At 31.6% G+C, this 24,196-nt stretch carries 24 protein-coding genes and 1 pseudogene; 4 read left to right on the forward strand and 21 right to left on the reverse strand.

Going from position 1 to position 24,196, the window contains the following annotated elements:
- Window positions 1-11 precede the first annotated feature (11 nt).
- Entirely contained in the window at window positions 12-659 is a 648-nt protein-coding gene (locus Q0516_RS00100; protein ID WP_294467632.1) for a lactate utilization protein, read from the forward strand.
- Between the two features lie 186 nt (window positions 660-845).
- On the opposite strand, the gene Q0516_RS00105 is transcribed toward Q0516_RS00100, so the two are convergent.
- From Q0516_RS00105 to Q0516_RS00135, 7 genes are all read right to left on the reverse strand, one after another.
- Window positions 846-1,763 carry an immunoglobulin-like domain-containing protein gene (locus Q0516_RS00105; protein ID WP_299236955.1) on the reverse strand — a complete coding sequence of 306 codons (918 nt, stop codon included), beginning with the start codon at window positions 1,761-1,763 and terminating at the stop codon, window positions 846-848.
- A gap of 167 nt (window positions 1,764-1,930) precedes the next feature.
- Window positions 1,931-2,854, reverse strand: a complete 924-nt coding sequence (locus tag Q0516_RS00110; RefSeq protein WP_294467637.1) for an RluA family pseudouridine synthase — start codon at window positions 2,852-2,854, stop codon at window positions 1,931-1,933.
- A 1-nt stretch (window position 2,855) separates the two neighbouring features.
- Entirely contained in the window at window positions 2,856-3,728 is an 873-nt protein-coding gene (locus Q0516_RS00115; protein ID WP_257479964.1) for a YitT family protein, read from the reverse strand.
- Window positions 3,729-3,768: 40 nt separating this feature from the next.
- Entirely contained in the window at window positions 3,769-5,499 is a 1,731-nt protein-coding gene (gene pyk, locus Q0516_RS00120; protein WP_294467641.1) for a pyruvate kinase, read from the reverse strand.
- A 32-nt stretch (window positions 5,500-5,531) separates the two neighbouring features.
- On the reverse strand, window positions 5,532-6,491 hold the full coding sequence (pfkA, locus tag Q0516_RS00125; protein WP_007050750.1) for a 6-phosphofructokinase: 960 nt from the start codon (window positions 6,489-6,491) through the stop codon (window positions 5,532-5,534).
- A gap of 133 nt (window positions 6,492-6,624) precedes the next feature.
- Window positions 6,625-8,109 (reverse strand): clostripain-related cysteine peptidase, encoded by a 1,485-nt coding sequence (locus Q0516_RS00130; RefSeq protein WP_299236963.1) that lies wholly within the window; start codon window positions 8,107-8,109, stop codon window positions 6,625-6,627.
- A 411-nt stretch (window positions 8,110-8,520) separates the two neighbouring features.
- Entirely contained in the window at window positions 8,521-8,706 is a 186-nt protein-coding gene (locus Q0516_RS00135) for a hypothetical protein (protein WP_007050747.1), read from the reverse strand.
- Window positions 8,707-8,815: 109 nt separating this feature from the next.
- On the opposite strand from Q0516_RS00135, the gene nth reads away from it, so the two are divergent.
- From nth to Q0516_RS00150, 3 genes are all read left to right on the forward strand, one after another.
- Window positions 8,816-9,475, forward strand: a complete 660-nt coding sequence (gene nth / locus Q0516_RS00140; protein WP_294467649.1) for an endonuclease III — start codon at window positions 8,816-8,818, stop codon at window positions 9,473-9,475.
- 97 nt (window positions 9,476-9,572) lie between these two features.
- Window positions 9,573-11,786, forward strand: coding sequence for a peptidoglycan DD-metalloendopeptidase family protein (locus Q0516_RS00145; protein ID WP_294467653.1), 2,214 nt, complete (start codon window positions 9,573-9,575; stop codon window positions 11,784-11,786).
- A gap of 10 nt (window positions 11,787-11,796) precedes the next feature.
- Window positions 11,797-12,699 (forward strand): hypothetical protein, encoded by a 903-nt coding sequence (locus Q0516_RS00150; protein ID WP_294467655.1) that lies wholly within the window; start codon window positions 11,797-11,799, stop codon window positions 12,697-12,699.
- 24 nt (window positions 12,700-12,723) lie between these two features.
- Here Q0516_RS00150 and Q0516_RS00155 read toward each other — a convergent pair whose 3' ends face one another.
- The 14 genes and pseudogenes from Q0516_RS00155 to Q0516_RS00220 all read right to left on the reverse strand — a co-directional run bounded on the left by Q0516_RS00155 (window position 12,724) and on the right by Q0516_RS00220 (window position 24,174).
- The gene (locus Q0516_RS00155; RefSeq protein ID WP_294467657.1) at window positions 12,724-13,971 is read right to left on the reverse strand and encodes an ATP-binding protein; all 1,248 of its coding nucleotides are present in this window, start codon (window positions 13,969-13,971) and stop codon (window positions 12,724-12,726) included.
- 4 nt (window positions 13,972-13,975) lie between these two features.
- Complete coding sequence (locus Q0516_RS00160; protein ID WP_257479973.1) at window positions 13,976-14,656, reverse strand: response regulator transcription factor; 681 nt, start codon at window positions 14,654-14,656, stop codon at window positions 13,976-13,978.
- 15 nt (window positions 14,657-14,671) lie between these two features.
- Complete coding sequence (phoU, locus tag Q0516_RS00165; protein ID WP_294467661.1) at window positions 14,672-15,346, reverse strand: phosphate signaling complex protein PhoU; 675 nt, start codon at window positions 15,344-15,346, stop codon at window positions 14,672-14,674.
- A gap of 22 nt (window positions 15,347-15,368) precedes the next feature.
- Window positions 15,369-16,130 carry a phosphate ABC transporter ATP-binding protein PstB gene (pstB, locus tag Q0516_RS00170; protein ID WP_257479975.1) on the reverse strand — a complete coding sequence of 254 codons (762 nt, stop codon included), beginning with the start codon at window positions 16,128-16,130 and terminating at the stop codon, window positions 15,369-15,371.
- Between the two features lie 8 nt (window positions 16,131-16,138).
- A complete protein-coding gene (gene pstA / locus Q0516_RS00175; protein WP_294467666.1) occupies window positions 16,139-16,987 on the reverse strand; it encodes a phosphate ABC transporter permease PstA in 849 nt (282 codons plus the stop codon).
- 13 nt (window positions 16,988-17,000) lie between these two features.
- Entirely contained in the window at window positions 17,001-17,888 is an 888-nt protein-coding gene (gene pstC / locus Q0516_RS00180) for a phosphate ABC transporter permease subunit PstC (RefSeq protein WP_294467669.1), read from the reverse strand.
- Window positions 17,889-17,964: 76 nt separating this feature from the next.
- Window positions 17,965-18,762, reverse strand: coding sequence for a phosphate ABC transporter substrate-binding protein (locus Q0516_RS00185; RefSeq protein ID WP_294467671.1), 798 nt, complete (start codon window positions 18,760-18,762; stop codon window positions 17,965-17,967).
- Window positions 18,763-18,992: 230 nt separating this feature from the next.
- A complete protein-coding gene (locus Q0516_RS00190; protein ID WP_257479979.1) occupies window positions 18,993-19,376 on the reverse strand; it encodes a MerR family transcriptional regulator in 384 nt (127 codons plus the stop codon).
- Window positions 19,377-19,531: 155 nt separating this feature from the next.
- Window positions 19,532-19,942, reverse strand: a complete 411-nt coding sequence (locus tag Q0516_RS00195) for a cupin domain-containing protein (protein ID WP_294467679.1) — start codon at window positions 19,940-19,942, stop codon at window positions 19,532-19,534.
- Between the two features lie 27 nt (window positions 19,943-19,969).
- Complete coding sequence (locus Q0516_RS00200; RefSeq protein ID WP_294467683.1) at window positions 19,970-20,728, reverse strand: carboxymuconolactone decarboxylase family protein; 759 nt, start codon at window positions 20,726-20,728, stop codon at window positions 19,970-19,972.
- Window position 20,729: 1 nt separating this feature from the next.
- Window positions 20,730-21,205: pseudogene (locus Q0516_RS00205) on the reverse strand (flavodoxin).
- A gap of 29 nt (window positions 21,206-21,234) precedes the next feature.
- Window positions 21,235-21,708: a flavodoxin gene (locus tag Q0516_RS00210; protein ID WP_294467685.1), complete on the reverse strand. Its 474-nt coding sequence runs from the start codon at window positions 21,706-21,708 to the stop codon at window positions 21,235-21,237.
- A gap of 147 nt (window positions 21,709-21,855) precedes the next feature.
- Window positions 21,856-22,548: an MIP family channel protein gene (locus Q0516_RS00215; protein ID WP_365945644.1), complete on the reverse strand. Its 693-nt coding sequence runs from the start codon at window positions 22,546-22,548 to the stop codon at window positions 21,856-21,858.
- A gap of 114 nt (window positions 22,549-22,662) precedes the next feature.
- On the reverse strand, window positions 22,663-24,174 hold the full coding sequence (locus tag Q0516_RS00220) for a SurA N-terminal domain-containing protein (RefSeq protein ID WP_294467687.1): 1,512 nt from the start codon (window positions 24,172-24,174) through the stop codon (window positions 22,663-22,665).
- Between the last annotated feature and the right edge of the window lie 22 nt (window positions 24,175-24,196).

Genomic DNA, 24,196 nt, shown 5'->3' on the forward strand with positions numbered 1-24,196 from the left:
AGATGAATAAAATGGATTATAATGAAAGTATAAAAAAAATTAACAAACAAAAAATACTTACAACTATCGACGCTCTTAAAAGAAACAACATGGACGCAAGATATTTTGAAAGAAAAGAAGAGTTATTAAACGCTGTTAAAGAAATGGTACCGGAAGGTTCCACTACTGCCCTTGGAGGCAGTTACACGATCAAGCAAATTGACGGACTAACGGAACTTATAAAGAGCTATGATTTTAAAGATAGAAAAAAAGAAGGCTCTACAAAAGAAGAGAAAAGACAAATTGCAATGGAAGCAAATTTTGTGGATTACTATTTCATGAGTTCTAACGCTATAACAGTAAAAGGAGAACTATATAATGTTGACGGAACGGGAAACAGGGTTTCTTCACTTATATACGGACCTGATAATGTAGTTATAATTGCAAGTCCCAATAAAATAGTATCTGATGTAGACGCAGCCATAGACAGAGTAAAAGAACAAACTGCTCCGATGAACTGCGAGAGACTCGATATGGATACGCCATGCAGGAAATTAGGCAGATGTGCAAACTGCAGAAGCATGGACAAAATTTGTATATTCTATACACTTACAGGTTTTCAAAGAAACAAAGACAGAATAAAAGTATTCTTCGTAAACAATGATAATTTAGGATTATAATAAAAAAAGACCTTTTATAAGGTCTTTTTTATTACCACTTATATCGTATATAATAGTTTTTGAACATTAACAGAATATTATCATAAATTTATACTTACCATATATCATTATTAAGCTCGAAACTATTTATTTTATAAAATATAAATATATTAATTTTCATCTTTAACAAATAAAAAAATTAGGTCTTTAATTTATATTAAAACTATTTTTTACATCATTCCAGCTTTTACCGGCATATGATAAATCAATATTCTTATAATCCAAAAAACTCTGTAGCCTTAAGTCATTACCGGATCTATATAATTTCATTTGTGCAAATTCATACTCCGGCTTTTCTCCGTTTTGCCAATCGGAAGTATCATAACTTACCAAAAGTGTAATGTCATTGCCTTTTTTTTGAATACTGCTTACATGACCGCTGTAATTTAGACTGTCCCCTGTCTTACCAAAAGAATAACTGGCTCTTCCGTAATTATCATAAAAACTTAGTACCAGATTTTTACTTTTATTGATGTACTTTCCTTCAATTCCCTTTATCTTTTCTATTGTGGCATAAGGTCTTATTACCTTTATATCCATATTCTTTACTGATTTATTGCCGCTGGAATCTTCGGCAGTAACTTTTATACTATATTTTCCTATTTTTGTAGTATTAACATTTCCTTCTACTTTTATTTTATCCTCAGAAAGTTTTCCGTCTATATTATCTTCAGCCTCAATAAATTTAGTTATATTAAATTTGCTTTTAAAAGGAACGCTGAGTATATCTAATTCTTTTATTATCGGAGGAGTCGTATCAATCACATTAAAATCGACTTTTACCTCTTCTTTATCTGTACTTCCTTTTTCCCTTAATATGTAACTTATTGTTTTTTTACCAACTTGTAAACAGTTTACATTCTTATTTAAAGGTTCTATCACATAAGTATCTTTATATTTATCTTTTAATTTAACTAACCCGGAAACATCTACGTTTTTTCCTGCTTCAATATTTTTGTTTACTATTGATATTTTCTCTTTCCCATCATTTCTAAAACCGATGAATATTAATAAAATCAAACAAATTACAATTATTCCTATAATTAGTTTTTTATTATTATTCATAAAATCCTTTATGTCCATAGTTTATTTTCACCTATTATTAAATATTAAATTTCTAATTCCGTCTATTAAGTATATAAAATTACAGAACTCAAAATTTATTTTAATTATAATCAATAAATATATCACATATTGTCAAATTACTAAATAGAAACTATAAAATTGAATTTTTACTCATCTAACTTTCTAATAACATTTTTTAACTCCCTTGGGAGATCACATTTAAATGTTTTATCAAATTCAATCAATTCCTTATATTTTTCACTATATTTTAATGTCACTTTATAACAATGAAGAAAGTGTCTATTTAATTTAAAATTATTTTCATTAATAGATTGTTTGGATTTGTTATATTTTTTGTCTCCGACTACAGGAAAACCTAATGTATCAAGCTGTGAACGGATTTGGTGAGTCTTACCCGTAATAAGTTTTACCTCAAGCAAAGTATAATCTTTATATTTCTTTTTTATATTAAAATTTGCACTTACTTCAAAAGAACCTTCAGCATTTTCACTGCTAAGAATTAATTTATTTTCTTTATTGTCCTTAATACCATAATGAGTAATTATACCTTCTCTGTTAAAATTACCGTGTACTAAAGTCAAATATCTCTTATCGATCAATTTATTTTTAGACATCTCGTTTAAAAGCATTAAAGCTCTTCTATTTTTCCCCGCAAGCACTATCCCGCTTGTATTTAAATCAAGCCTTGTAACAATACCTGTAGAATTTGTATTTAAATAGCTTATAAGCATACTCACGATATCTTCTTTATCGCTGCCATTACCCTGAGAAAGTACTCCCGCAGGCTTATTAATAAGTACGATATTTTTATCTTCGTATATGATATTTAAATTATTAATACTTACTTTACTATGTAGATTATCTTCTTTGAATACTTCGTCAGATAAAAAGAACTGGACTTTATCCAGTTTTTTGGTTCTATAACTGCCTTCCTGCTTTTTCCCGTTGACCTTAATACATTTCTTTCTTAACAGTTTTTGGATTTCGCCCTTTGAAAGAACTGTTACTTTGGATATAAATCTATCAAGTCTCATATCCATAAATTCTTCGTTTATGATTAATTCCTTCATTTTATTCTTCTGTTACACCTTTAAATCCTTCTCCGAGAACTTCACTGACTTCAGCCAATATTACAAATGCTTCAGGGTCGATATCAGAAATAAGTTCTCTTAAAACAGCAACTTCCATCCTGCTTACAACACATAACAAAATATCCTTATCTTCATTACTGTATCCGCCCTTTGCCTTAATAAAAGTAACACCTCTGTCAAGTGTTTCAAATATAGCATTTCTTATGCCTATAGGATCTGAAGTAAAAATATAAAAAGCCTTAGTATAGCTTGTCCCTTCCTGAATAAAGTCGATAACTTTCGTTGCAATAAATATATTTATTCCGGAATACACCATTATTTCAAAGTTTCTAAAAGCGATACCTGCAATAAGCACAACCAGACCGTCCAACATCAAAATCAAATTACCCATAGTAAAATGCGGAAATCTCTTCTGAATTAAAAGAGCCAATAATTCAGTCCCACCGGTAGTTCCTTTGAATTTAAACAGAAGTCCTACACCGACACCAAAAACTATACCTCCGAAAACCGAGGCTAAAAATAAATCATTGGTAATATTAAATTTACCTGTCATTAAATCTATGAAAAATGAAAATGCAAAAGTCCCGTAAAGAGTTTTAAAAAAATTAATGGCACCCATATCTTTATAAAGTATTACAAAAAGAGGAATGCACATTATAAAAGAAACGGCTCCGACCGGAGCCCCTGTAAATGAATAAATGACAGTGGCAAGCCCTGAAAATCCGCCCGGAGCAATATCAAGAGGAATACAAAATGCGGCAAATGCAAACGCCATAATCATGCATGCAAGTGTTACAAAAAACATGTCCACTAAAAATTTAAATATATTGCCCTTTTTCAAACCTTTTTCCATATCAAGCCTCTGTCATTTCTGTTATATTTTATATTTATTATTAGTTGATTTTATACAAAATACCTCTTGAAGCATCTAAAGTAACTTTTTCTTTATCTTCATAGCCTTCAAAAGATTCCACACCAACCAATGTAGGGATATCAAGTCCCTTTAATTTCATTTCTACTTCATTAGGAAAAGCCTTTTCGCTGTATATAACACCGCCTGCTTTTTCTACCAAGTCCATAGCTTTTGAATCAAGAGAAGTTAATGCTAAAATTTCTCCGTCTTTAAAGTCAGATATTTCTTTAGTATAAATTCTTAAACCTCTGTTTTTAATTCTTCCGCCAATCAGTCCAGCACCTTTAAGTACATGTTCTCCTACAGTTTCAATCCTTATAGAGTTAGTAGTGCCTTTAACGCCAAGAGGAATACCTGCGGTTATAACTACCATATCCCCGTTTTGAACGTGGAAATGATCCTTTGCACTCTTTATGATTGTCTTATAAAGTAATTCTACATCCGAGAATACATCGATCTTATAAGCTTCTACACCCCAAACAAGAGATAATCTTCTTTGTACATATTCTTTATCAGTATAAGCGACTATATCACAGTTAGGTCTGTATTTTGAAATCCTTCTTGCTGTATAACCTGAACTTGTAGGTGTAAGTATCGCTTTTGCATTAAGTGAATCCGCAATCTGAACGGTAGATAAACTTACTGCACTCGTCATACTTTGGTCATTTATATATTTACTTCTGGTTCTGAAATCGCTGGCTAATTTTCCTTCCGCCGATTCAGCGATTATACCCATTGTTTGTACAGCTTCAATAGGATATTTACCTGCAGCGGTCTCTCCCGATAACATTATTGCATCCGTACCGTCAAAAATAGCATTAAAAACGTCTGTTACTTCGGCTCTTGTTGCTCTTGGGTTATTTATCATACTGTCAAGCATTTGCGTAGCGGTAATAACAGGTTTACCTACATAGTTACATTTCTTGATAATATCCTTTTGAACTATAGGAACTTCTTCAGCAGGGATTTCAACTCCAAGGTCACCTCTTGCAACCATAATCCCGTCACTGGCTTCAATGATTTCATCTATATTGTCAACACCTTGTCTGTTTTCAATCTTAGAAATGATATGAATATCTTCTCCGCCGTTATTATTAAGGACTTCTCTTATAGCGAAAACATCTTCTTTACTTCTAATGAAAGAAGCAGCTACAAAATCAACATCATTTTTGATACCAAATAATAAGTCATTTGTATCTTTTTCAGTAAGAGCGGGAAGCTTGATATTAACTCCCGGGATATTTATACTCTTATGATTTTTAACGGGACCGCCGTTATCTACTCTAAGAATTACATCTTTACCTTTGATTTCTCTAACGGTTAACTTTATTAGACCATCGTCTATAAGTACTACATCGCCTTTTTTAAGCTCTTCTGCCAAATGATCATATGTTGTAGAACATTTATTTTCGTCTCCAAGTTCATCTCCGACAGTAAGAGTAAACATACTGCCTTCTTTTAAAAACACACCGCCGTCTTTAAACTTTTTAGTTCTGATTTCAGGACCTTTTGTATCAAGCAAAATAGCTATTGGCTGATTTAATTTTTGTCTGATTTCTTTGATAGTATCAATTCTTCCCTGATGTTCTTCATAGTCACCGTGAGAAAAATTAAGTCTTGCTACATTCATTCCGGATGCGATTAAATGAGTCAATATCTTTTTATCTTCACTCGCAGGACCTATTGTACAAACAATTTTTGTTTTTTTCATAATTTATGATTATCTCCTATTTCAAATCTATATTATATTGCAATCATTTCTGCAATTCTTTTAGCTTCTTCATCAATACTGTATGGCATAGATAATGCTTCTTCGATTTCCATATCTAAAAATCTTCCGTGCTGATAACACATACATCTGTTTGTCTTACCATCTTTTAAACATTCAACTGCCATCGCTCCCATTTTACTGGCAAGCATTCTGTCAAATGCAGACGGAGAACCGCCCCTTTGGATATAACCAAGGTTTGTGCCTCTTGTAGTAACTCCCGAGTATTTTTCAATAACATCACAGAATTCTTCATAGTGTCCTACGCCTTCAGCCAATATTACCAATCCGTAATATTTACCGAGAGCAAAACCTTTTTTTATCCTGTCACAAACAACATCCAAATTAAGTTCTTTTTCAGGTATCAAGATAGCTTCCGCACCGGCTGCAATTCCCGCATATAAAGCTATAAAACCACTGTTACGACCCATAACTTCTACTACATTTACTCTGTTATGAGAAGAGGATGTGTCTCTGATTTTATTTATTGCGTCTACTGCTGTATTAACTGCAGTATCAAAACCGATAGAATATTCCGTACACGATATATCATTGTCTATTGTTCCCGGAATCCCTATTACATTAATTCCCGCTCTGCTTAATTTTTGTGCTCCTCGGTAAGAACCGTCTCCGCCGATAACTACCAAACCTTCAATACCGTGTTTATGTAATGTATTGACTGCTTTATTTAAACCTTCATCGGTTTTCATTTCCAAACATCTTGCAGAACGAAGGAATGTACCGCCTCTTTGGATTTTATCCGATACTGAGTATTCATCCAGCTTTTCCAAATCATCTTCAATAAGTCCTTTATATCCTTGATAAACTCCATAAACTTCAAAACCATAGTATATCCCGGCACGAACAACGGCCCTTATAGCCGCATTCATTCCGGGTGCGTCGCCGCCGCTAGTTAAAACTGCTATTTTTTTCACTTCTGTATTCTCCTTTTTATATAAATTATTTAAAATATTATTCTAAGTTTTCACTAAACTTCATTATACTATATTCTGAAAAAAAACATTATAGTTTTTTATTAAAAATATGAAAAAATTTTCATATTTTTCATTACATTTGTAATATTGAGGTGTTCGATGTTACTTTAAGTTCAATCCCTTTTATTCTCTTTATTTCGCCGTCTTCCAAAAATTCATAATTTAAAACTCTAACTTTATCATTTTCTTTTAAACTTAATATTTTCTTCTCCGATAAATTAAGTGTGCCTCTAGACATTATTACCCCTTCTATATTGAATTTACCGGTAGCTGTTTCTTGTTCAAAACGCAGACTAGCTTCTTTATCGTTATATATTATAGGAGCAGTATAAACATTTATTTTACCCTTTGTAGATATTTTTTTTACACTTAATATATTATTATCCAAATAAAAAGGTTTATTTTTCTTTTCATCATTTAATTTTATTTCATAAATTATATTTTTGCCGCTTACTTTTTTTATATCATATAAATGACTAACTTTTTTTATATTTTCGTTATCAACGTATTTTTTTAAGAATTTATAATATTCATTATCCAAACTTAAATAGTTATATAATTTAAGTTCATAAATAGCTTTATTGTTATAATTGACCGGGAAATAAACGGATAATCCACAAGCATCTTTATTTATATATCCATTTTTATTATATACCACAACTTTATTTATATCTTTATTAATATCTTCATTATCCTTTTGGCTGAATAGATTTTTTGATAAAGCACCCAGATCAACCATATTACTAAAGCCTTCTTCTTTTGTTCTGCCACCAAAAGTAATTGCATTTAGCATTTTACTATTTAAATTTGGAGTATTTTTTTTAATATCATTTTCTTTTAATTTTTCATTAAAATTATTATATAACTTACCGACATTGTTTAAATCTAAAAAAGACATAGTTACGAGATTATCTTTTTTCTTATTTTTACTCTCATTATAATAAGTATCTACAAATACTTTACCTATATTCTCCAAATTTCTGTTATTAAAATTATTAACTATTTTCTTATAATCGAAACCATATCCTAAAACAAGTTCTTCACTTGCAACCATATACTTGGAATAGTCTTTTATAGAATTTGCCGTTTCCAAAGAAGACATTAAGCAAGCGTCAAAGACTACAAGATCTAATTTCTTTTTTGTATGTTCATATGAAGTCTTAAAACCTTTTTTTAATTCATCTAAAAGCAGTGTATCGCTTTTGAAATTTTCATCCTTGCCAAACCCAACAATAGCCCCCCCTCCATGATTCCATAAAACCAAAATATTTTCTTTACTTTCTTTATAATTTAATGAAAAATCTATAAAACCGCTTAAAGTTCTGCTGTCGCCCATACTTTGTTTAGGCATTGTTTTTAGAAGTTTTAATTTCCCGTTTTTTATTTCAAATATTTGGTTGTGGTTCTCACTTATACTTTTATTATGCCATTTTTTTGTCCCGCCGGTTTCGACCAATACAGTCATTCCCTTTGGAACTCGAGCATTCATCAATTCAGCTAAATCCGAACTGGCTATCTTATTTTCAGTCTCTAAATCAGATCCATTCATATAGATCATTAATGTCCTTGTTGTTATTTTGGGATTATAATTATAACTGTATAAACCTATAAATAATATAAAAATAAAACTAAATAAAATTCCTTTTTTCATAGTATTATTATTAGGATAATTTTAACTTTTATGTAAATATAGAAACTAATTAATTTAATTTATTAAAATTTTATAATAAAATTATATTAAATAAATCTATAATTCTTAAATATGAAATGATAAAAAGATTAAAAAATTAGCTACAATTAAAAAATATTATAAACAATAAATATTTCTAATTTTTAAACGATAAAACAAAGTACATTGAAACTTAAACATAAAAAATAAAAAAAGAATTTGAAAAAATATAAAATATTTATAAAATAAAAGCCTCTGATATGCATATTCAGAGGCTTTTGATTATTACTATTTCTTTAACTAGTTCTTTAAACTCATATCTTTGATTTCACTTGCAGCTTCTTTTGCAGCTTTTTCAACTGCATTTTTCATTTTCTTAACCGGTTTTCTCATCTTTTTATTTGTTGCCATATATGAAGTCATTCCCACTCCGGCTATAAGTCCGGCAGTAATTCCGGTTAACATTGACATAGTAGTTCTTCTCATTTTTTTACTTCCTTTCTAAATTTTCTTCTTAATTATTGTTCCATTTTCGTTTAGCTATGATACAATAATTAATAAATAAATCAAGGTAAAAAAAGTTAAGGTAAAAATTATGAAAACAAAAAAAGAAACGTTGGAAGTTATAGATATTTTAAGCAAACATTACGGAGAATACAAATGCGGACTTGATTTCAAAAGCCCGTTTGAACTGCTTATTGCTACTATCCTTTCTGCACAATGTACTGATGAAAGAGTAAATATTGTTACAGAAAAATTGTTTAAAGTAGCCAATACTCCATCAGCCATATTGGAAATGGGTGAAAAAGAACTTTTAAAATACATAAAAAGCTGCGGACTTTCCAATACTAAATCAAAAAATATCATCAAAACTTGTTTTACATTATGTAATGAATACAATGAGGAAGTACCAAAAACTATGGAAGAGCTCATTAAATTAAACGGAGTAGGAAGAAAAACCGCAAATGTAGTTCTATCCAATGCTTTCGGAGTTCCGGCTATAGCAGTAGATACACATGTTCAAAGAGTATCAAATAGGATAGGACTTGCTAATAGCGAGGATGTTTTGAAAACCGAACAATCTTTAATGAAAAAAATACCAAAAGAATATTGGTCAAATGCACATCATTGGATCATATGGCATGGCAGAAAAATTTGTACGGCAAGAAATCCAAAATGTGAAATATGTCCACTTAATAGTCTTTGTGATTTTAACAAAAAAAATTCAAAAAATAAAAAAGAAGCTGTTGTATAGCAGCTTTTTTTTATACCCTATATATCCTTATTTAATGCATTTATTGACATTTTTTTTATTTAAATATAAAATGGTTATATTAAAGGGGTTTTACATAATGAAAAAAAGAAATTTGTCACTAAATATAATATTTATTTTAACTTTTATTTTTACAATTAGCTTTAGCTTAAAAACCATAAATGCACAAAGCTACAGATATCCGCTTGAAGATACTAAAGCACATGTCACCAGCTCTTACGGCTGGAGAATACATCCGATATACGGGACTAAAAAATTCCATGCCGGAGTTGATTTGGTATGTGACAGCAAATATATACTGGCCGCAAAGACAGGTAAGGTCGTAGAGACAGGATATGACAGCGGCAGGGGTAATTATGTAATCATACAACACAGTGACAATAAGGATAGATCTACATACATGCATATGAGTTCTATATATGTAAAAAAGAATCAAAGTATTAAACAAGGACAAATAATAGGATATATGGGTGCAACAGGTGCAGCTACAGGTGTTCACCTTCATTTTCAAATCAATAAAGCCCCAAGCTATTCTTCAACTGCGGAAGTAAACCCGGGTAAATTAAAATATATTTATATTAAAAATCATACTCATGTGTACAATAAATACGGAGTGCAGGATATAAAAAAACATCCTCATGTTTTAGTAGGGAAATGTATCTGCGGGAAATTAGCTAAAACAACTTCAAGTACAGATAAAAAATACGGACTTGCCAAAGGATGTAAAAAATGCCTGCCGGTAATAACGAGTAAATATAAAGCAAGAACAACATCAAAATCTATGAAAGTAACATGGAGTAAAGTAAAAAACGCAAATAGTTATAAATATTATCTTTACTCTGTTCCTAAAGAATATGCAACATCTTTCCCTACATTAAGCGGCAGCACAACAAAAAATGAAGTCACGTTTAATAATTTATTACCCGGGGAATATAAAGTATTTATACAAGCTTTAGACAGTAAATATGGTACTAAGAGCAGTGCAAGTGCCCAAACAGTATTTTATATAGATTTACCTAAATATACACCTAAAAAATCAATCATTGCCGATAATAAGATCTATTCACTATTTGAGGTCTCTTCGTCTTGGAAATATTCGGAAAACATATGTAAGAGACTTGGAGGACATCTGGCAGTATTAAGTAACAGCACAAGAAACAAAGCAGTAATAAATATGATAAAACAATACGGAAAAAAGGATTATTATTTTATAGGTGCAACGGATGAAAAGAAACAAGGATCATTTACTTGGGTAGACGGGACTAAATTCTCTTATAAAGCATTTGCAAAAGGACAGCCTTCAGATGAATATAAAGACAGACCATATATAAGAGAAGATTATTTGGCAGTAGATACTAATAAAAATTATGGCTGGAACGATTTATCAAACTACAGTACAGCAGAAAAGAAAGCCTCAACAGCAAATAAAGGCTTTATACTTCAAACAGACCTACCTAAAGCTCCAGCTGCACCTAATGTAAAATTAGAACAGCAAGGTGCTGACAATATTAAAATAAGCTGGAACAAAGTAAACGCAAATAAATATATGGTTTATTATTCAACTTCAGAAAATGGGAAGTATACGAAACTCGGAGAAACGACTTCAACAACTATGACTGCAAAAAAATTGAAATTCCCTCAAACATACTATTTTAAAGTCATAGGATATGCAACCAAATTTGAATTTTCTGCAAAGGGCAAATACTCTGAGGTAAAAAGCTTACAAATAAAACCAAGCAATATCACAGGTTTGAGTATTAAAAATTCAAGCGGAAGCAATGTTGATATCAAATACAATAAATCATATAATACTACCGGATATGAAGTATATAGATCTACGATTAAAGATAAAAACTATAAAAAAATAGGGACAACGAATAAAAATTATTTTATTGATAAAGTAAAAAAAGATAAATTTTATTATTATAAAATAAGGCCTTATTATAAAAATGGAAGTACAGTAATATATGGTAACTATAGTTATGCAGGGTGTATAAAATACATAAAGAAACCTGCATCTGTAAAAGGGATAAAGATCAGTAAGGGTAAAAATTATGCTGTCAAAATCAAATACTCAAAATCATCCTATGCTAAAGGTTACCAAATTTATCGTTCAAACTATAAAAATAAAAAGTATAAAAAAATTGCGACGACAAGTAAATTATCTTATATAGATAAATCTAAAAAGAAGAAAAACAAACCTTATTATTATAAAGTAAGAGCCTATAATAAAATTGAAAATGTAACTTCATATGGTAATTACAGTAAAGTTAAAGGAGCTAAATTTAAATAAGAGGTAAAAGATGAAAAGAAAAAATATAATATTAATTACAAGTATACTAATTAGTTTATTGCTACTTGGAGGATGTTCAAAAGGTCCTACAATATCTCTTAAAAATGAAAGTATAGAGGCTAATAAAAATACAAAATTACTAGATTTAATAACTATAGAAAATGGCGAAGGATACACTGTGGAAGCGTTGGAAAATGATATCGATATTGGAAAATGCGGAGAATATACGGTTCACTACATAATAAAAAAAGATAATAAAAAAACAGATGAGCAGGAATTAACTTTTAAAGTTGTTGATACTACAAATCCTACAATCAAATGCGATGAAACCATTAAAGTTGTTGCCAGCGATAAAAAATTTAATATAAATAAATATGCTACCATAACAGATAACTCAAGCGATAAACTAACAATTACTTTAGACGGAGATTATGATACAACAAAATCAGGTTCATACGACGTAACAATTACAGCTAAGGACTCATCAGATAATCAAGCTATAAAAAATATAACTATGGAAGTAATGGGCGAAGACGAAGAAGAAATTTATCACACCAGTTATTTGGAAAAAGAAAAAGCAGTTATGGGATACTGGGTTAATAAAAAGAATAATAGATTAATCGTTGTAAAAGATGACGGAAACGGTTCAAGTGTCCAGCTAAAACTAGTTGTATCTTTACTAAACAGCGGTCCGTCCGGTTCGGACGCAGGAGGACAAATATCATCAATATCAGAAATCGGAGAAAATAAATATAAAGTAACATACAAAGATTATGAAACCAATAATAAAGAAACTTTAACCTTCACTATAAATAACGATAATAAGATGACAATAAGCAGTAAATATAAGACGATAAACGGAACCTATGAAAAGTGGAGCGAACAAAAAATCAATGAATATTGGAGCAAATAAAAAAGAAGATAATAATCTTCTTTTTTATTTTTGTATAACATCGAAAGTTATCATAAAAGTCGTACCTGCATTATAAACGGATTTAACCTCTATCGTTCCTTTGTACTTATATATTATTCTTTTAACTATTGAAAGTCCGAGTCCGGAGCCTTCCACTTTTCTGTTTCTGCTTTTATCCACTCTGTAAAATCTTTCAAATATATGCGGTAGATTTTCTTCTTTAATCCCTATTCCGGTATCTTTAATCGTTATATGAACTTTTCTTTTTATTTGCTTTATATCTATATAAATCTTACCATTATCTTTATTGTATTTGATTCCGTTTTCGATTAAATTTATAAATACCCTTAATATATCCTCATGTCTTGCCATTATATATCCGTCTTTCAAATCCAGATCTACGGTTATATTTCGCTCATATATCTTATAATCAAGTACTTCTACGGCTTCTTTAACAACATCGCTTACATTAACTTCTTCTAAAGGCATGTCTTCTTCATCAACATCTTCTAAACTCGACAATTTAAGTATACCTTCAACCAAAGTATCCATCCTGATAGCTTCCTTCTTTATTGTTGTACTATACTCAATTATTTTATCTTTATCATCAATGAGTCCTGAAGAAATAAGTTCAGCAAAACCTCTTATGGATGTAATAGGTGTTTTAAGTTCATGAGAAGCGTTGGCAAAAAATTCTTTCTTATATACATCGACAGCGCTTCCGAAAGGTATTGCGGAATCCTTTGCAAACTTCCTTGCAAATAACCATGAAATCAAAAATGATATAATTATTGCAAGTAAAAATATGGTTATTTTTGTAAGAAGGTTTTCATATATTGTCCCCATAGGTACCATTACTCTTAATATATTTTTATTTTTAAGAACCATAGCTCCATACATTACTTTTTCTTTTAAAGTAGACGAATTCCTTATTACGTATCCTTCACCTTTTATCTTTGCATCTTTTATTTCTTCGCGGTTAGAGTGATTTTCGGTTATCCCTTCATGAGCCGAATCTGCCAAAACCACACCCTTCGGAGAAATCAACGTCACTCTGTATTTATCGGTAGAGATTTCTTTAAGATAATCTACATCCTTTTGGTAATCATCACCAAACTCATATGTTTCGTTAACAGTATGAAGAAACCCTTCAATAGTAGTATGATAACCATTATCCTGAGTTTTAGATAAAACTATAAAAAAGGAAAAGCTAAGTATCAAAGTACATACAAGTCCTACAATAAAACTACGAATGAATACAAACCTTCTCATTTTATTAACCTAACTTGTATCCTATTCCTCTGATAGTCTTTATATATTTATATTTATCGTCTTCACTTCCTATTTTATTTCTAAGTGTCTTCATATGCATATCTAGAGTTCTGCTTTCGCCTTCAAAATCGTAACCCCAAACTTCGTTTAGAAGTTCTTCTCTTGTTACCACTCTGCCTTTATTTTCAAGCATATATAAAAGTATTTTATATTCTTTTTTCGTAAGGATAACCTCTTCGCCATCATGTGAAACGTGATAATTTTCTTTATCTATTGTAATATCTTTATAATTTAAGATGTTATCTTCTTCTTTATAACTTCTCCTAAGAACACTTTTTATTCTTGAAGAAAGTTCAAGGACAGAAAAAGGTTTGGTAACATAATCATCCGCTCCAAGTTCAAGAGCATTTACTTTATCTATCTCACTGCTTTTAGCACTCAAAATAATTATAGGAATACTTTTATATTTATTGCTGTTTTTTAGCAGTTTAAGCGCATCTATACCGCTCATTCCCGGAAGCATTATATCAAGTAACATCAACTTAGGCTTTTCTTCTTTTAAAGCAATCATCATATCTTCACAGTTTTCAAATACCTTGACATAATAGTTAAATGCTTCAAGAGAGCATTTTAATAATTCGCTTATATTATTATCATCTTCAACTACATAAATATAATTACCCATAATTTTTCCTTTTCTTTATAATAATTTCTTATTCTTATGTTCTCCGGTCAAATAAAATATTACCCATTCACATATATTAGTTGCATGATCCCCGATACGTTCCAAATATTTAATCAGCATAAGTGTATCCATCGCAAGGCTCGGAGAAATTTTATCCGATTTAAGCCCTTTTATTATATCATCTCTAACTTCGTAAAACAACTCATCAACTTCATTATCGGTCTTTATGGTAGTCCTTGCAAGCTCTAAGTTATCGTTAATAAAAGCAGAAATACTGGATGCTACCATTTCCAAATCAATATTTGCCATTTCCAATATCTTATTATCCACAATTCTAAAAGGTTCAGGATTTTTTTCTTTTTCATCATCTAAGCAGATTGAAGCGATATCAGCCGCATGGTCTCCTATTCTTTCCATATCGGTGATCATCTTCATAGCCGTTGATATAAGTCTTAAATCAGTAGCTACAGGCTGCTGTCTTAATATAAGCTTTAAACATCTTGCTTCGATCTTTCTTTCCATTTCGTTTATCGCTTTATCCGATTCGATTATATATTTTGCAGCTTCTTCATCATCACTTTCTATTGCATTAAATGAAGTCTTTATTGCTTTTTCAATCATGGAACCCATTTCTACAAGCTCATGATGTAATAAATCTAATTCTTCATCAAATCTTCTTCTTGCACTCATTTATATTCTCCTTTATATATTATCAACCAAATCTTCCGGTTATATATTCTTCCGTCTTCGGATGTTTGGGATTTGCAAACAGCGCCGATGTCTTATTGTATTCGATAAGCTCTCCCAGAAGGAAAAAAGCAGTCTTGTCGGAAATCCTTGCAGCTTGCTGCATATTGTGTGTAACAATAACAACAGTATATTTTTTCTTTAAATCAAATACCAATTCTTCTATTTTCATAGTGGAAATAGGGTCTAATGCACTTGTAGGTTCATCCATCAAAAGGATTTCAGGCTCTACTGCCAATGCTCTCGCAATGCAAAGTCTCTGCTGCTGACCTCCCGATAACCCAAATGCGGATTTTTTTAGTCTGTCTTTTACTTCATCAAATAAAGCCGCGCCCTTCAAACTTCTCTCTACGATCTCATCAAGCTCACTTTTATTTTTTATCCCATGAACTTTAGGTCCGTAAGCGATATTATCATAAATACTCATTGGGAATGGATTAGGCTTTTGAAATACCATACCAACTTTTTTTCTAAGAAGAGTTACATCTATATCTTCATCGTAAATATTTTCATTATCTATTAAGATCTCTCCGGTTATTTTTACACCTTCCACAAGATCGTTCATCCTATTTATGCTTTTTAAATATGTTGATTTTCCGCATCCGCTGGGACCTATTAACGAAACTACTTCATTTTCTAAAATATCCATATTAATGTTTTTCAAAGCATGGTTTTCAGAATAGTAAAGGTCCATATTTTTAGTTATGATTTTTTTTCTACTTTCCATTTTTCCTCCTACTTAGCTTCTAACTTTTTTGATAGAAGCCTAGCCGATACATTTATAATAAGTACTATTACGATTAATATACTCGCAAGTGCAAAACAAACAGAGAGATTTTCACCCCTTGAAGCATATAAGTAAAGCTGAACGGTAAGAGTTGCACCGCTTTTAAATATATGATCTATCACTCCTCCCGTCAGCATATAACCCATTCCCGCGGTAAATATCAAAGCAGCACTTTCACCTACGACTTTGCCTATACTAAGAATTACTGCCGTTACAATCCCGGGCATAGAACAAGGAAGCAGAATAGTTCTTATTAAATATATCTTTTTAGCTCCCATTCCCAGAGCACCTTCTCTGTACATATTAGGTACACTGCTTAAAGCTTCCTGTGTAGTTCTTATTAGTGTCGGAAGGACCATAATAGATAAAGTAAGTGCACCTGATATGATAGATACTCTAAGTCCCAAAAATATGCTAAAAAACATATAGCCGAACAAACCATATATGATTGAAGGAATACCCGCTAAAGTTTGAGTTGTAAATTCCACTGCTTTAACTAATTTACTGTCTTTTCTTGCATATTCATTAAGATAAATCGCACTTCCTATTCCGATTGGGACTGCAATAACAAGAGTCAAAACTATCATATATAAAGTATTGACTATCATCGGAAATACACCGACAGAACCCGTAAGTTCACTTGGAGAAGTCGTCAGCATTTTTAAATCAATACTCCCAACACCTTTAACCATTACATATAAAATAAGTGATAAAGCAAGAAGTGCGGTAAATCCTGCACTTAGGATAACAAGAAACTTAAGTATATTATCTATTAATCTAAATTTTTTCTTTTTCATCTCTTCCTCCCGCTTAATCATATTTCTTGTCTGCTCTAGATAGAAAGACATTTAATACTAAGTTTATTATCATAATAAAGATAAATAATACCAGCCCGATTGCAAATAATGCATCTTTATGTAAGCCGACAGCATAAGACATTTCCGATACTATCCCACTGGTCATAAGTCTTACAGACTGGAATATACCCGGCATATTAACGCTGTTACCGGTAACCATTATAACTGCCATAGTCTCTCCTATAGCCCTGCCTATGCCAAGCACGATACTTGTTGTGATACCGCTCCTTGCAGCAGGAATAAGTATTTTGAATATAGTCTGCATTTTAGTAGCACCAAGACCTAACGAAGCTTCTTTATATTCACTGGGAAGAGATCTGATACTATTTTCGCTTATAGTTACGATTGTAGGAAGTATCATTATTGATAATACAAGCATACCCGTAAAAAGATTTGCTCCATAGGATAGATTAAATATTTTTGCAATAAAAGGAACCAATAATATAAGTCCTACAAATCCATATATGACAGAAGGGATACCGGATAGTATTTCTATAAACGGTCTGATAAAATTAGCAACTTTTTTATTTGCTATTTCACTTAAAAATACTGCCGTCAACACCCCTATAGGAACGCCTATAATAATAGCACCGAATGTGGCAAAGATACTTGAAAGTATCATTGGAAGAATTCCGTAGCTGGGATTTGCTCCTGTCGGGTTCCAAACCGTACCAAATAGAAAGTTAAAAAGACCTATCTCTTTAACTGCTGGAAATCCTGATATAATCATGTATAAGCTTATAACGATAACGCTTATAATGGAAATAACAGCGCAAAATAAAAAAATCTTTTCAAATATCCCGGATACTCTATCCTGCTTGGTTTTATTTTTTAATTTCATCCGCTTACCTCTTAAAATGTAACATTAATGCACCATAAGGTGCATTAATGTATGTAAATTTATTTATTATTTATTCTTATTTTACTTTTACAAAGTGACTGCTCTCTACAATACCTTGTCCGTCAGCACTTAACATATATTCTACAAAAGCTTTTATTTCACTTGAAGCATCTCCGCTGGTTACTACTATAAATGGTCTTTGAACTTTATAACTCCCGTCAGAAACTGTACTTTCGCTTGGAGCAACTCCGTCAACTTTTACAGCCTTTAATTCATCATCTACATATCCCAGTGACATATAACCTATAGCACCTTTTGTTGTAGCGACAGTTGATTTTACTTGTCCCGTTTCATTTAATTCTGCTTTGTATTTGCATTTTTCTTCAACGTCAAGGATACTTTCAAAACCATCTCTTGTACCGCTTCCGGCTTCTCTTCCAACAACGACGATTTCGCTGTCATCGCCACCTACATCTTTCCAGTTTGTAATCTTACCTGTGTAGATGTCAGCAATTTGCCCGCTAGTCAAGTTTTTAACTTTGTTATCTTTGTTTACGACGATTGCAATACCGTCAATAGCTACTTGATATTCTGTTAATCCTTGTTCTTTTTCTTCATCTTTAAGTTCCCTGCTTAACATACCAACTTGAGCACTCCCGTCCTTTACGCTTGTTACACCCGCTGACGAACCTCCGCCTTGAACATCGATAGTTACATCATTATTTAATTGATAAGCCTCAGCCCAAGCTTTTGCGACACTTTCCATAGATGTGGAACCCGCCATTGTTATTGTACCGGAACTAGAAGCTCCGCAGCCGGCAAAGCCGATTAAACATAATGCTGATAAACATACAGCCAATAATTTCTTTTTCATTCTTTTTTATTTTCCTCTCTTTGAAATGATATTTATTATGTGGTTATCATATATCAATATCAATTTTCCGGAAATCATACTTTAGTAAATATAAAGTAAAAAAAACGTAAAACGGCAAAAAAATAAACATAGAAAAATTTACTTTATCTATGTTTATTTTTTCATTTATACTTTATTAAAATCATTAAAATTTTATATATTTACTTTTTATAATTTTAAAAATCAAAAATTTAATTTTTAATTAAATTATCTTCACATTTTTTCATCAGACCCTTATCATATCTTTCAATTTTATAATCCAAGCGCTCCAATGTGCTTTGCATTTCGGCAATTTTTTTACTTAATTTTTCACGTTCTTCCATTAAAATTTCTTTTCTTCCTTCAATGGTTTTATCGCCCTCTTGAAATAAAGCTACATATTCAACCAAAGATTCTATGGAAAGTCCCGCACTTCTCATGCATTTTATAAATTCAATCCAATTCAAGTCTTCTTCCCTGAATTCTCTTATCCCACCGCCGTTTCTTGGAACATGAGGAATAAGACCAATTCTTTCATAATAACGAATGGTATCTCCTGATATATCTAATTTTTTACTTACTTCGGCTATTTTCATAATAAGAACCTCCGACAATAATTTAGTATTTTATAAAGTTATTATTTTTTTCTATTATATAACCTGAAGTGGACTCCAAGTCAAGTATTTAAAAAAACAAATTAAATAAAACATTTTTTTATTTTACCAGATATGCTTCTACTAAACACAAATAATTATTTTAATTTATTATAATCTTCATTACTTACTGCTTCCAGCCACTCATTTGATGCGCCTTCTGCGGGAACTTCTACAGCCAAATGAACAAACCAGCTGTCTTTAGCAGCTCCGTGCCAATGCTTGACTTCCGGAGGAATGTTTACGACGTCTCCCGGGAATAACTCCTTTGCATCTTTGCCCCATTCCTGATAGTACCCTCTACCACCGGTCACCAAAAGGATTTGCCCTCCTTTATGATGTATATGCCAGTTATTTCTGCACCCCGGTTCAAAAGTTACATTTCCTATACTTACACCTTCCATAGACAGCATATTCAAATAGCTTTGTCCTACAAAATAATCTTTAAAAGCGTCATTTTTGTTTCCTCTTTCAAAAATCTCATTATCCAATTGTTTTATTTCATTCATTTTGATTTCTCCTTGATTTAAATATATTTATTTTTCTTTCTTTTCTGCTTCATTTACGCAGTTAAGCGCATTTAAAGAACGGGGATAACCTATATAAGGAAGACAATGGGAAATTATTTTTATCAAGAATTCTTTATCATTTCCTATTTTCATATTTGCCGCGGCATGGCTTATGAGCTGAGGCTCACATCCTCCCTGTGCGGATAAGAAACAGAAAGTTATCATTTCTCTTTCTTTATAATTAAGACCTCTTCTCGTATAATAATCCCCAAAACAATTTGCAGCCAGCCAATAATTTATATGTTTACTTTCTTCGGGACCGGATTTCCAAAAGTCTTTCATATGTTCTCCGAAAATATCCACTTGAACTTGACTGCCTTTTTCTCTTCTGTTTTCTTTAGTGGTTGTAGACTGACTTTCAAGGGGAAGTTCAATTCCTCTTTCTCTTAAAATTTCATTTGTTGCTTTTAAAAACGGAAGAACTCTTCCAATACCTAAATATGCGGCTCCCTGATAAACTATTTCTTTAATTTCTATTGGAGTGATTTGAGCTTCCAGTGCGGATAATAACATTATTTTGTATTCATCTATCCCCTGACATCCTATCAATGCAGATAAAATAGCCATAAACCTAGTTTTTTCGTCCAAATCATTTTGATTGATTACTTCATCCAATGCAAAATTATTAAAAATCTCCATAAAATCAGGATCAGTATCTATTAAATCCAAACTATCTAAAGAAGAAATTTTTTTATCATACTCTTTTGCTTTTTCATAAATTGACATATTATTCTTCCTCGATCCAATCTTTTAATATATCATCACAGCCATTTACGCTGCTGCCGCTGATAGGAAGTCCTTTTGCAATTAGAGAATTCGGACATAAGTCTTCTATATCCTTCTCGCTTCTTCCCATACGGCTTCCTCCATGTGTACAGAAAGGATAGATTTTTTTACCGCTTAGGTTATATCCTTCCAAAAAAGTAAACACTGCCATAGGCATCGTACTCCACCAATTTGGATAACCAAGGTAAATCACATCGTATGAATCCATATCCTCTACGCTATTCTCTACTTTAGGTCTTGCATTTGAATTAGCTTCTTTTTTGCAATATCAACCGTCTCGTTGTAATTATTGGGATACCTTTTAACCGGCTTTATTTCAAATAAGTCACTGTTAGTTAAACCTGCTATTTTTTCTGCTGCGGTTTTCGTATTCCCGCTATGTGAAAAATAAGCTACCAAAGATTTTTTACTGTTCATTTTTTATCTCCTTTTAATTTTATTATTTTTTATAATCTATTTATCCATGAATTTATTTCATTCATGGAAGTCTCTAGATTACTTCCGTTAAATTTTATATTAATCTCATTTTTTACTTCTGAATTTTTTGCCATATTTTTTATATCATTAACAGTACTTCCTATCCACCCTCCGTTAGTAATGAAAGGAATAATAATTTTTCCGCTTAAATCATATTTAGAAAGAAAAGTTCTGACGGCAGGAGCAAACGTATACCACCAAACGGGACTTCCCAATAGGATTTCATTATAGTCATTTAAATCTGTTTCTATTTCTTTAATTTCCGGCATATAGCCACTGTCAGTTTCTTTTTTCCCCTGCTCAACTACATCATCATAACTTCCGCTGTAAGGTTTTACTGTTTCTAACCTCACAATATCAACATCGAGTTTATCTTTTAAAATATCCACTATCTTTTTTGTATTATCCGTGTATGAATAATAAACAATCAATTTCTTTTTCATTTTATCTCCTTTATAAATATATTTTTATAAATATTTTCTTTACAATAAAACCCTATCACTTGGAGTGAACTCCAAGTCAAGTACTTTTTTAAATTTATAATAAAAAAAGAGCATATGATTTTCATATGCTCTTTTTATAATCTATTATTATTTATCCGTGGAATATAAATATTTATGAACAAAAGCAGCAATTGCACCGCCAACCAAAGGTGCAAGGATAAATAACCAAACCTGAGATAAAGCTGCTCCTCCCGTAAATATTGCAGGTGCCAAACTTCTTGCAGGATTGACAGAGGTTCCTGTTAAAGGAATACCTATTATATGTACAAAAGTAAGTGTCAAACCAATTACAAGACCTGCCATATTACTTGTTTTTTCATTGTCCGTCACTCTTAAAATAGTCATTATAAATACAAAAGTAAGAATAACTTCCACGGCTAAAGCTCCGGCCATATTTAAACCGACTCCGCTTAATTCTCCGTAACCATTGGCGCCAAATCCTCTAAGTCCCTGACTTGCCGATGTAATGAATGCAAGTACTCCGCTTCCGGCTAAAGCACCAAGAACCTGTGCTATTACATATCCTATAAAATCATTTAAGTTCATTCTGCCCGTAATAAGCATAGACAAAGAAACTGCCGGATTGACATGACATCCCGATATATCTCCTATCGCATAGGCAGCCGCTACGATTGCAAGCCCAAATGCAAGTGCAATAGCTACTACCCCTAAAAATCCGCTTTCCATTCCCCCTGTAAAACCGCCTAAGACTACTGCAGTCCCGCAACCGAAGAATACTAATACAAATGTTCCAATAAATTCTGCTAAATACTTTTTCAAAACTATTTCCTCTCTTTAATTATATTTATTGTGTCTTTACTCAGTAATTAGTATAGCATATATCGACAAATAAAAAAAGAGAAGATTTCTCCTCTCTTTAATAATTTATTTACATTATTTATTTAATACAGATTTATATATTTTAACTTTATTATCTTTTTTAAGTTCCGCTATAAGCATATTATAAGGCTCATCAATATCTTCTATTTCAACTTTTCCGCTGTGTTTACTCTTAATATCTTCATCTAACTTATTTACAGCTTCAAGTTTATTTTGACTGTCAAGTGTAGATAATATGGTGTCTTTACTGTCTTCAAATTTTGGTTGTACAGTATTTTTATCATAAACATATATTACATGATAACCATATTCGGTTTTAACCGGACCAATAATGCTTCCTTTTTCTGCATCAAACGCCGCTTTTGAGAAATCCTCTACCATAGAAGAATAAGTAAATGCTCCCAAATCAGAAGCTTCCTGTACCGAAGAATTTTTTTGGTACTTACTCATTATCTGATCAAAGTCAGCACCTTTTTTAGTAGCTTGTTCGTAAATTTCTTTAGCTAATGATTTATCTGATGTTAGTATATGTTTTGCACTGACCGTGGATTTATCATAAGTCTTTGTATTTTTATTAAATTCTTTTTCTGCATCTTTTTCTGTCGGTTTATCGTAAGTAACTTTTTCTTCCAAAGCTTCTTTGTATAAATCGGCTGTAGCAATCCATTTTCCCGCTTCGTCATATTGTTTTTTTGTGATACCGTAAGCATTGTAAACAGAAGTTAATGTATCGCTTCCAAACATCGCTGATAAAGATTCGTTTTCGGTCTTCTTAGAGCTGATTTTCTTAGTATCTATTTTAGTTTTGGCTTCTTTTCCCGCAGCATAGAATGCAGCTTTTTCTTTTACCATAGCCACTGTAGATTCTTTTAATTCCTGCTGCTTTTGTTCATCGGTTTTTTGTTCCTCAGAGCTATCCGTTGAACCGCTGTATTGTTTCTGATATTCATTATATTCCTGTTCCATTGCCTTTTGGATATAGCAGTAATAATAAATATAAGCAGGGACTTTTATATCGTCTACAGTCATATAATTAGCAGTGGCGTATTTACCGCCCTGAACTTTATTTCTAAACTTTTCCGCAAACCCGGAAGTATAAGTTGAAAACTCTGCATATAGATTAACTGCATTTTCAAAGCTCTTTTCGTCTTCAAAACCATATTGTTTCAAAACACTCTTATACTTATCTCCCTTTAAATAGGAGCTTGATTTAATAGATTTAAGAGTTTCTTTAGCAGCCTCTTTTATTTCTTTATCATTTTTTGTATACCCGTAGTCCTTCGCTGCTTTTTTAACGAGTTCGTATTCAACGAGATTATTTGCGACTGTTTCTTTTAACTCCGAAACTGTAGAGTCTTCCATTGAAATCTCCGTACCGGAGTTGGCATAATAAGATACAAGAGTAAACCCTACAACAGCATCCAAATTCTTTTTGGGTATTTCGGTATCTCCCACTTTAGCGACAGCCTTATTAGCAAGCTTTTCTTCATTTACACTGCATCCGAATGCAGAGAATAGTAAAGAAATAACTATTGCAATCCCGATAATTTTTTTAATATTTTTCATAAATAAGTCCTTTCTGTATCAA

Origin of the sequence: uncultured Anaerofustis sp., from assembly GCF_938029165.1 — a bacterium.
Classification (GTDB): domain Bacteria; phylum Bacillota; class Clostridia; order Eubacteriales; family Anaerofustaceae; genus Anaerofustis.

Bases quoted from the DNA above. Each gene is read 5' to 3' on its own strand.
- Q0516_RS00145 (WP_294467653.1), top strand. From the start codon at position 9,573: ATGAAAAAAAGAAATTTGTCACTAAATATAATATTTATTTTAACTTTT.
- pstB (WP_257479975.1), bottom strand. From the start codon at position 16,130: ATGGAAAGTAGAAAAAAAATCATAACTAAAAATATGGACCTTTACTAT.
- phoU (WP_294467661.1), bottom strand. From the start codon at position 15,346: ATGAGTGCAAGAAGAAGATTTGATGAAGAATTAGATTTATTACATCAT.
- Q0516_RS00110 (WP_294467637.1), bottom strand. From the start codon at position 2,854: ATGAAGGAATTAATCATAAACGAAGAATTTATGGATATGAGACTTGAT.
- Q0516_RS00150 (WP_294467655.1), top strand. From the start codon at position 11,797: ATGAAAAGAAAAAATATAATATTAATTACAAGTATACTAATTAGTTTA.
- Q0516_RS00105 (WP_299236955.1), bottom strand. From the start codon at position 1,763: ATGAATAATAATAAAAAACTAATTATAGGAATAATTGTAATTTGTTTG.
- Q0516_RS00185 (WP_294467671.1), bottom strand. From the start codon at position 18,762: ATGAAAAAGAAATTATTGGCTGTATGTTTATCAGCATTATGTTTAATC.
- Q0516_RS00135 (WP_007050747.1), bottom strand. From the start codon at position 8,706: ATGAGAAGAACTACTATGTCAATGTTAACCGGAATTACTGCCGGACTT.
- Q0516_RS00200 (WP_294467683.1), bottom strand. From the start codon at position 20,728: ATGTCAATTTATGAAAAAGCAAAAGAGTATGATAAAAAAATTTCTTCT.
- pstC (WP_294467669.1), bottom strand. From the start codon at position 17,888: ATGAAATTAAAAAATAAAACCAAGCAGGATAGAGTATCCGGGATATTT.
- Q0516_RS00115 (WP_257479964.1), bottom strand. From the start codon at position 3,728: ATGGAAAAAGGTTTGAAAAAGGGCAATATATTTAAATTTTTAGTGGAC.
- Q0516_RS00195 (WP_294467679.1), bottom strand. From the start codon at position 19,942: ATGAATGAAATAAAACAATTGGATAATGAGATTTTTGAAAGAGGAAAC.
- Q0516_RS00160 (WP_257479973.1), bottom strand. From the start codon at position 14,656: ATGGGTAATTATATTTATGTAGTTGAAGATGATAATAATATAAGCGAA.
- Q0516_RS00190 (WP_257479979.1), bottom strand. From the start codon at position 19,376: ATGAAAATAGCCGAAGTAAGTAAAAAATTAGATATATCAGGAGATACC.
- Q0516_RS00130 (WP_299236963.1), bottom strand. From the start codon at position 8,109: ATGATCTATATGAATGGATCTGATTTAGAGACTGAAAATAAGATAGCC.
- pyk (WP_294467641.1), bottom strand. From the start codon at position 5,499: ATGAAAAAAACAAAAATTGTTTGTACAATAGGTCCTGCGAGTGAAGAT.
- Q0516_RS00220 (WP_294467687.1), bottom strand. From the start codon at position 24,174: ATGAAAAATATTAAAAAAATTATCGGGATTGCAATAGTTATTTCTTTA.
- Q0516_RS00155 (WP_294467657.1), bottom strand. From the start codon at position 13,971: ATGAGAAGGTTTGTATTCATTCGTAGTTTTATTGTAGGACTTGTATGT.
- nth (WP_294467649.1), top strand. From the start codon at position 8,816: ATGAAAACAAAAAAAGAAACGTTGGAAGTTATAGATATTTTAAGCAAA.
- Q0516_RS00100 (WP_294467632.1), top strand. From the start codon at position 12: ATGGATTATAATGAAAGTATAAAAAAAATTAACAAACAAAAAATACTT.
- Q0516_RS00210 (WP_294467685.1), bottom strand. From the start codon at position 21,708: ATGAAAAAGAAATTGATTGTTTATTATTCATACACGGATAATACAAAA.
- pstA (WP_294467666.1), bottom strand. From the start codon at position 16,987: ATGAAAAAGAAAAAATTTAGATTAATAGATAATATACTTAAGTTTCTT.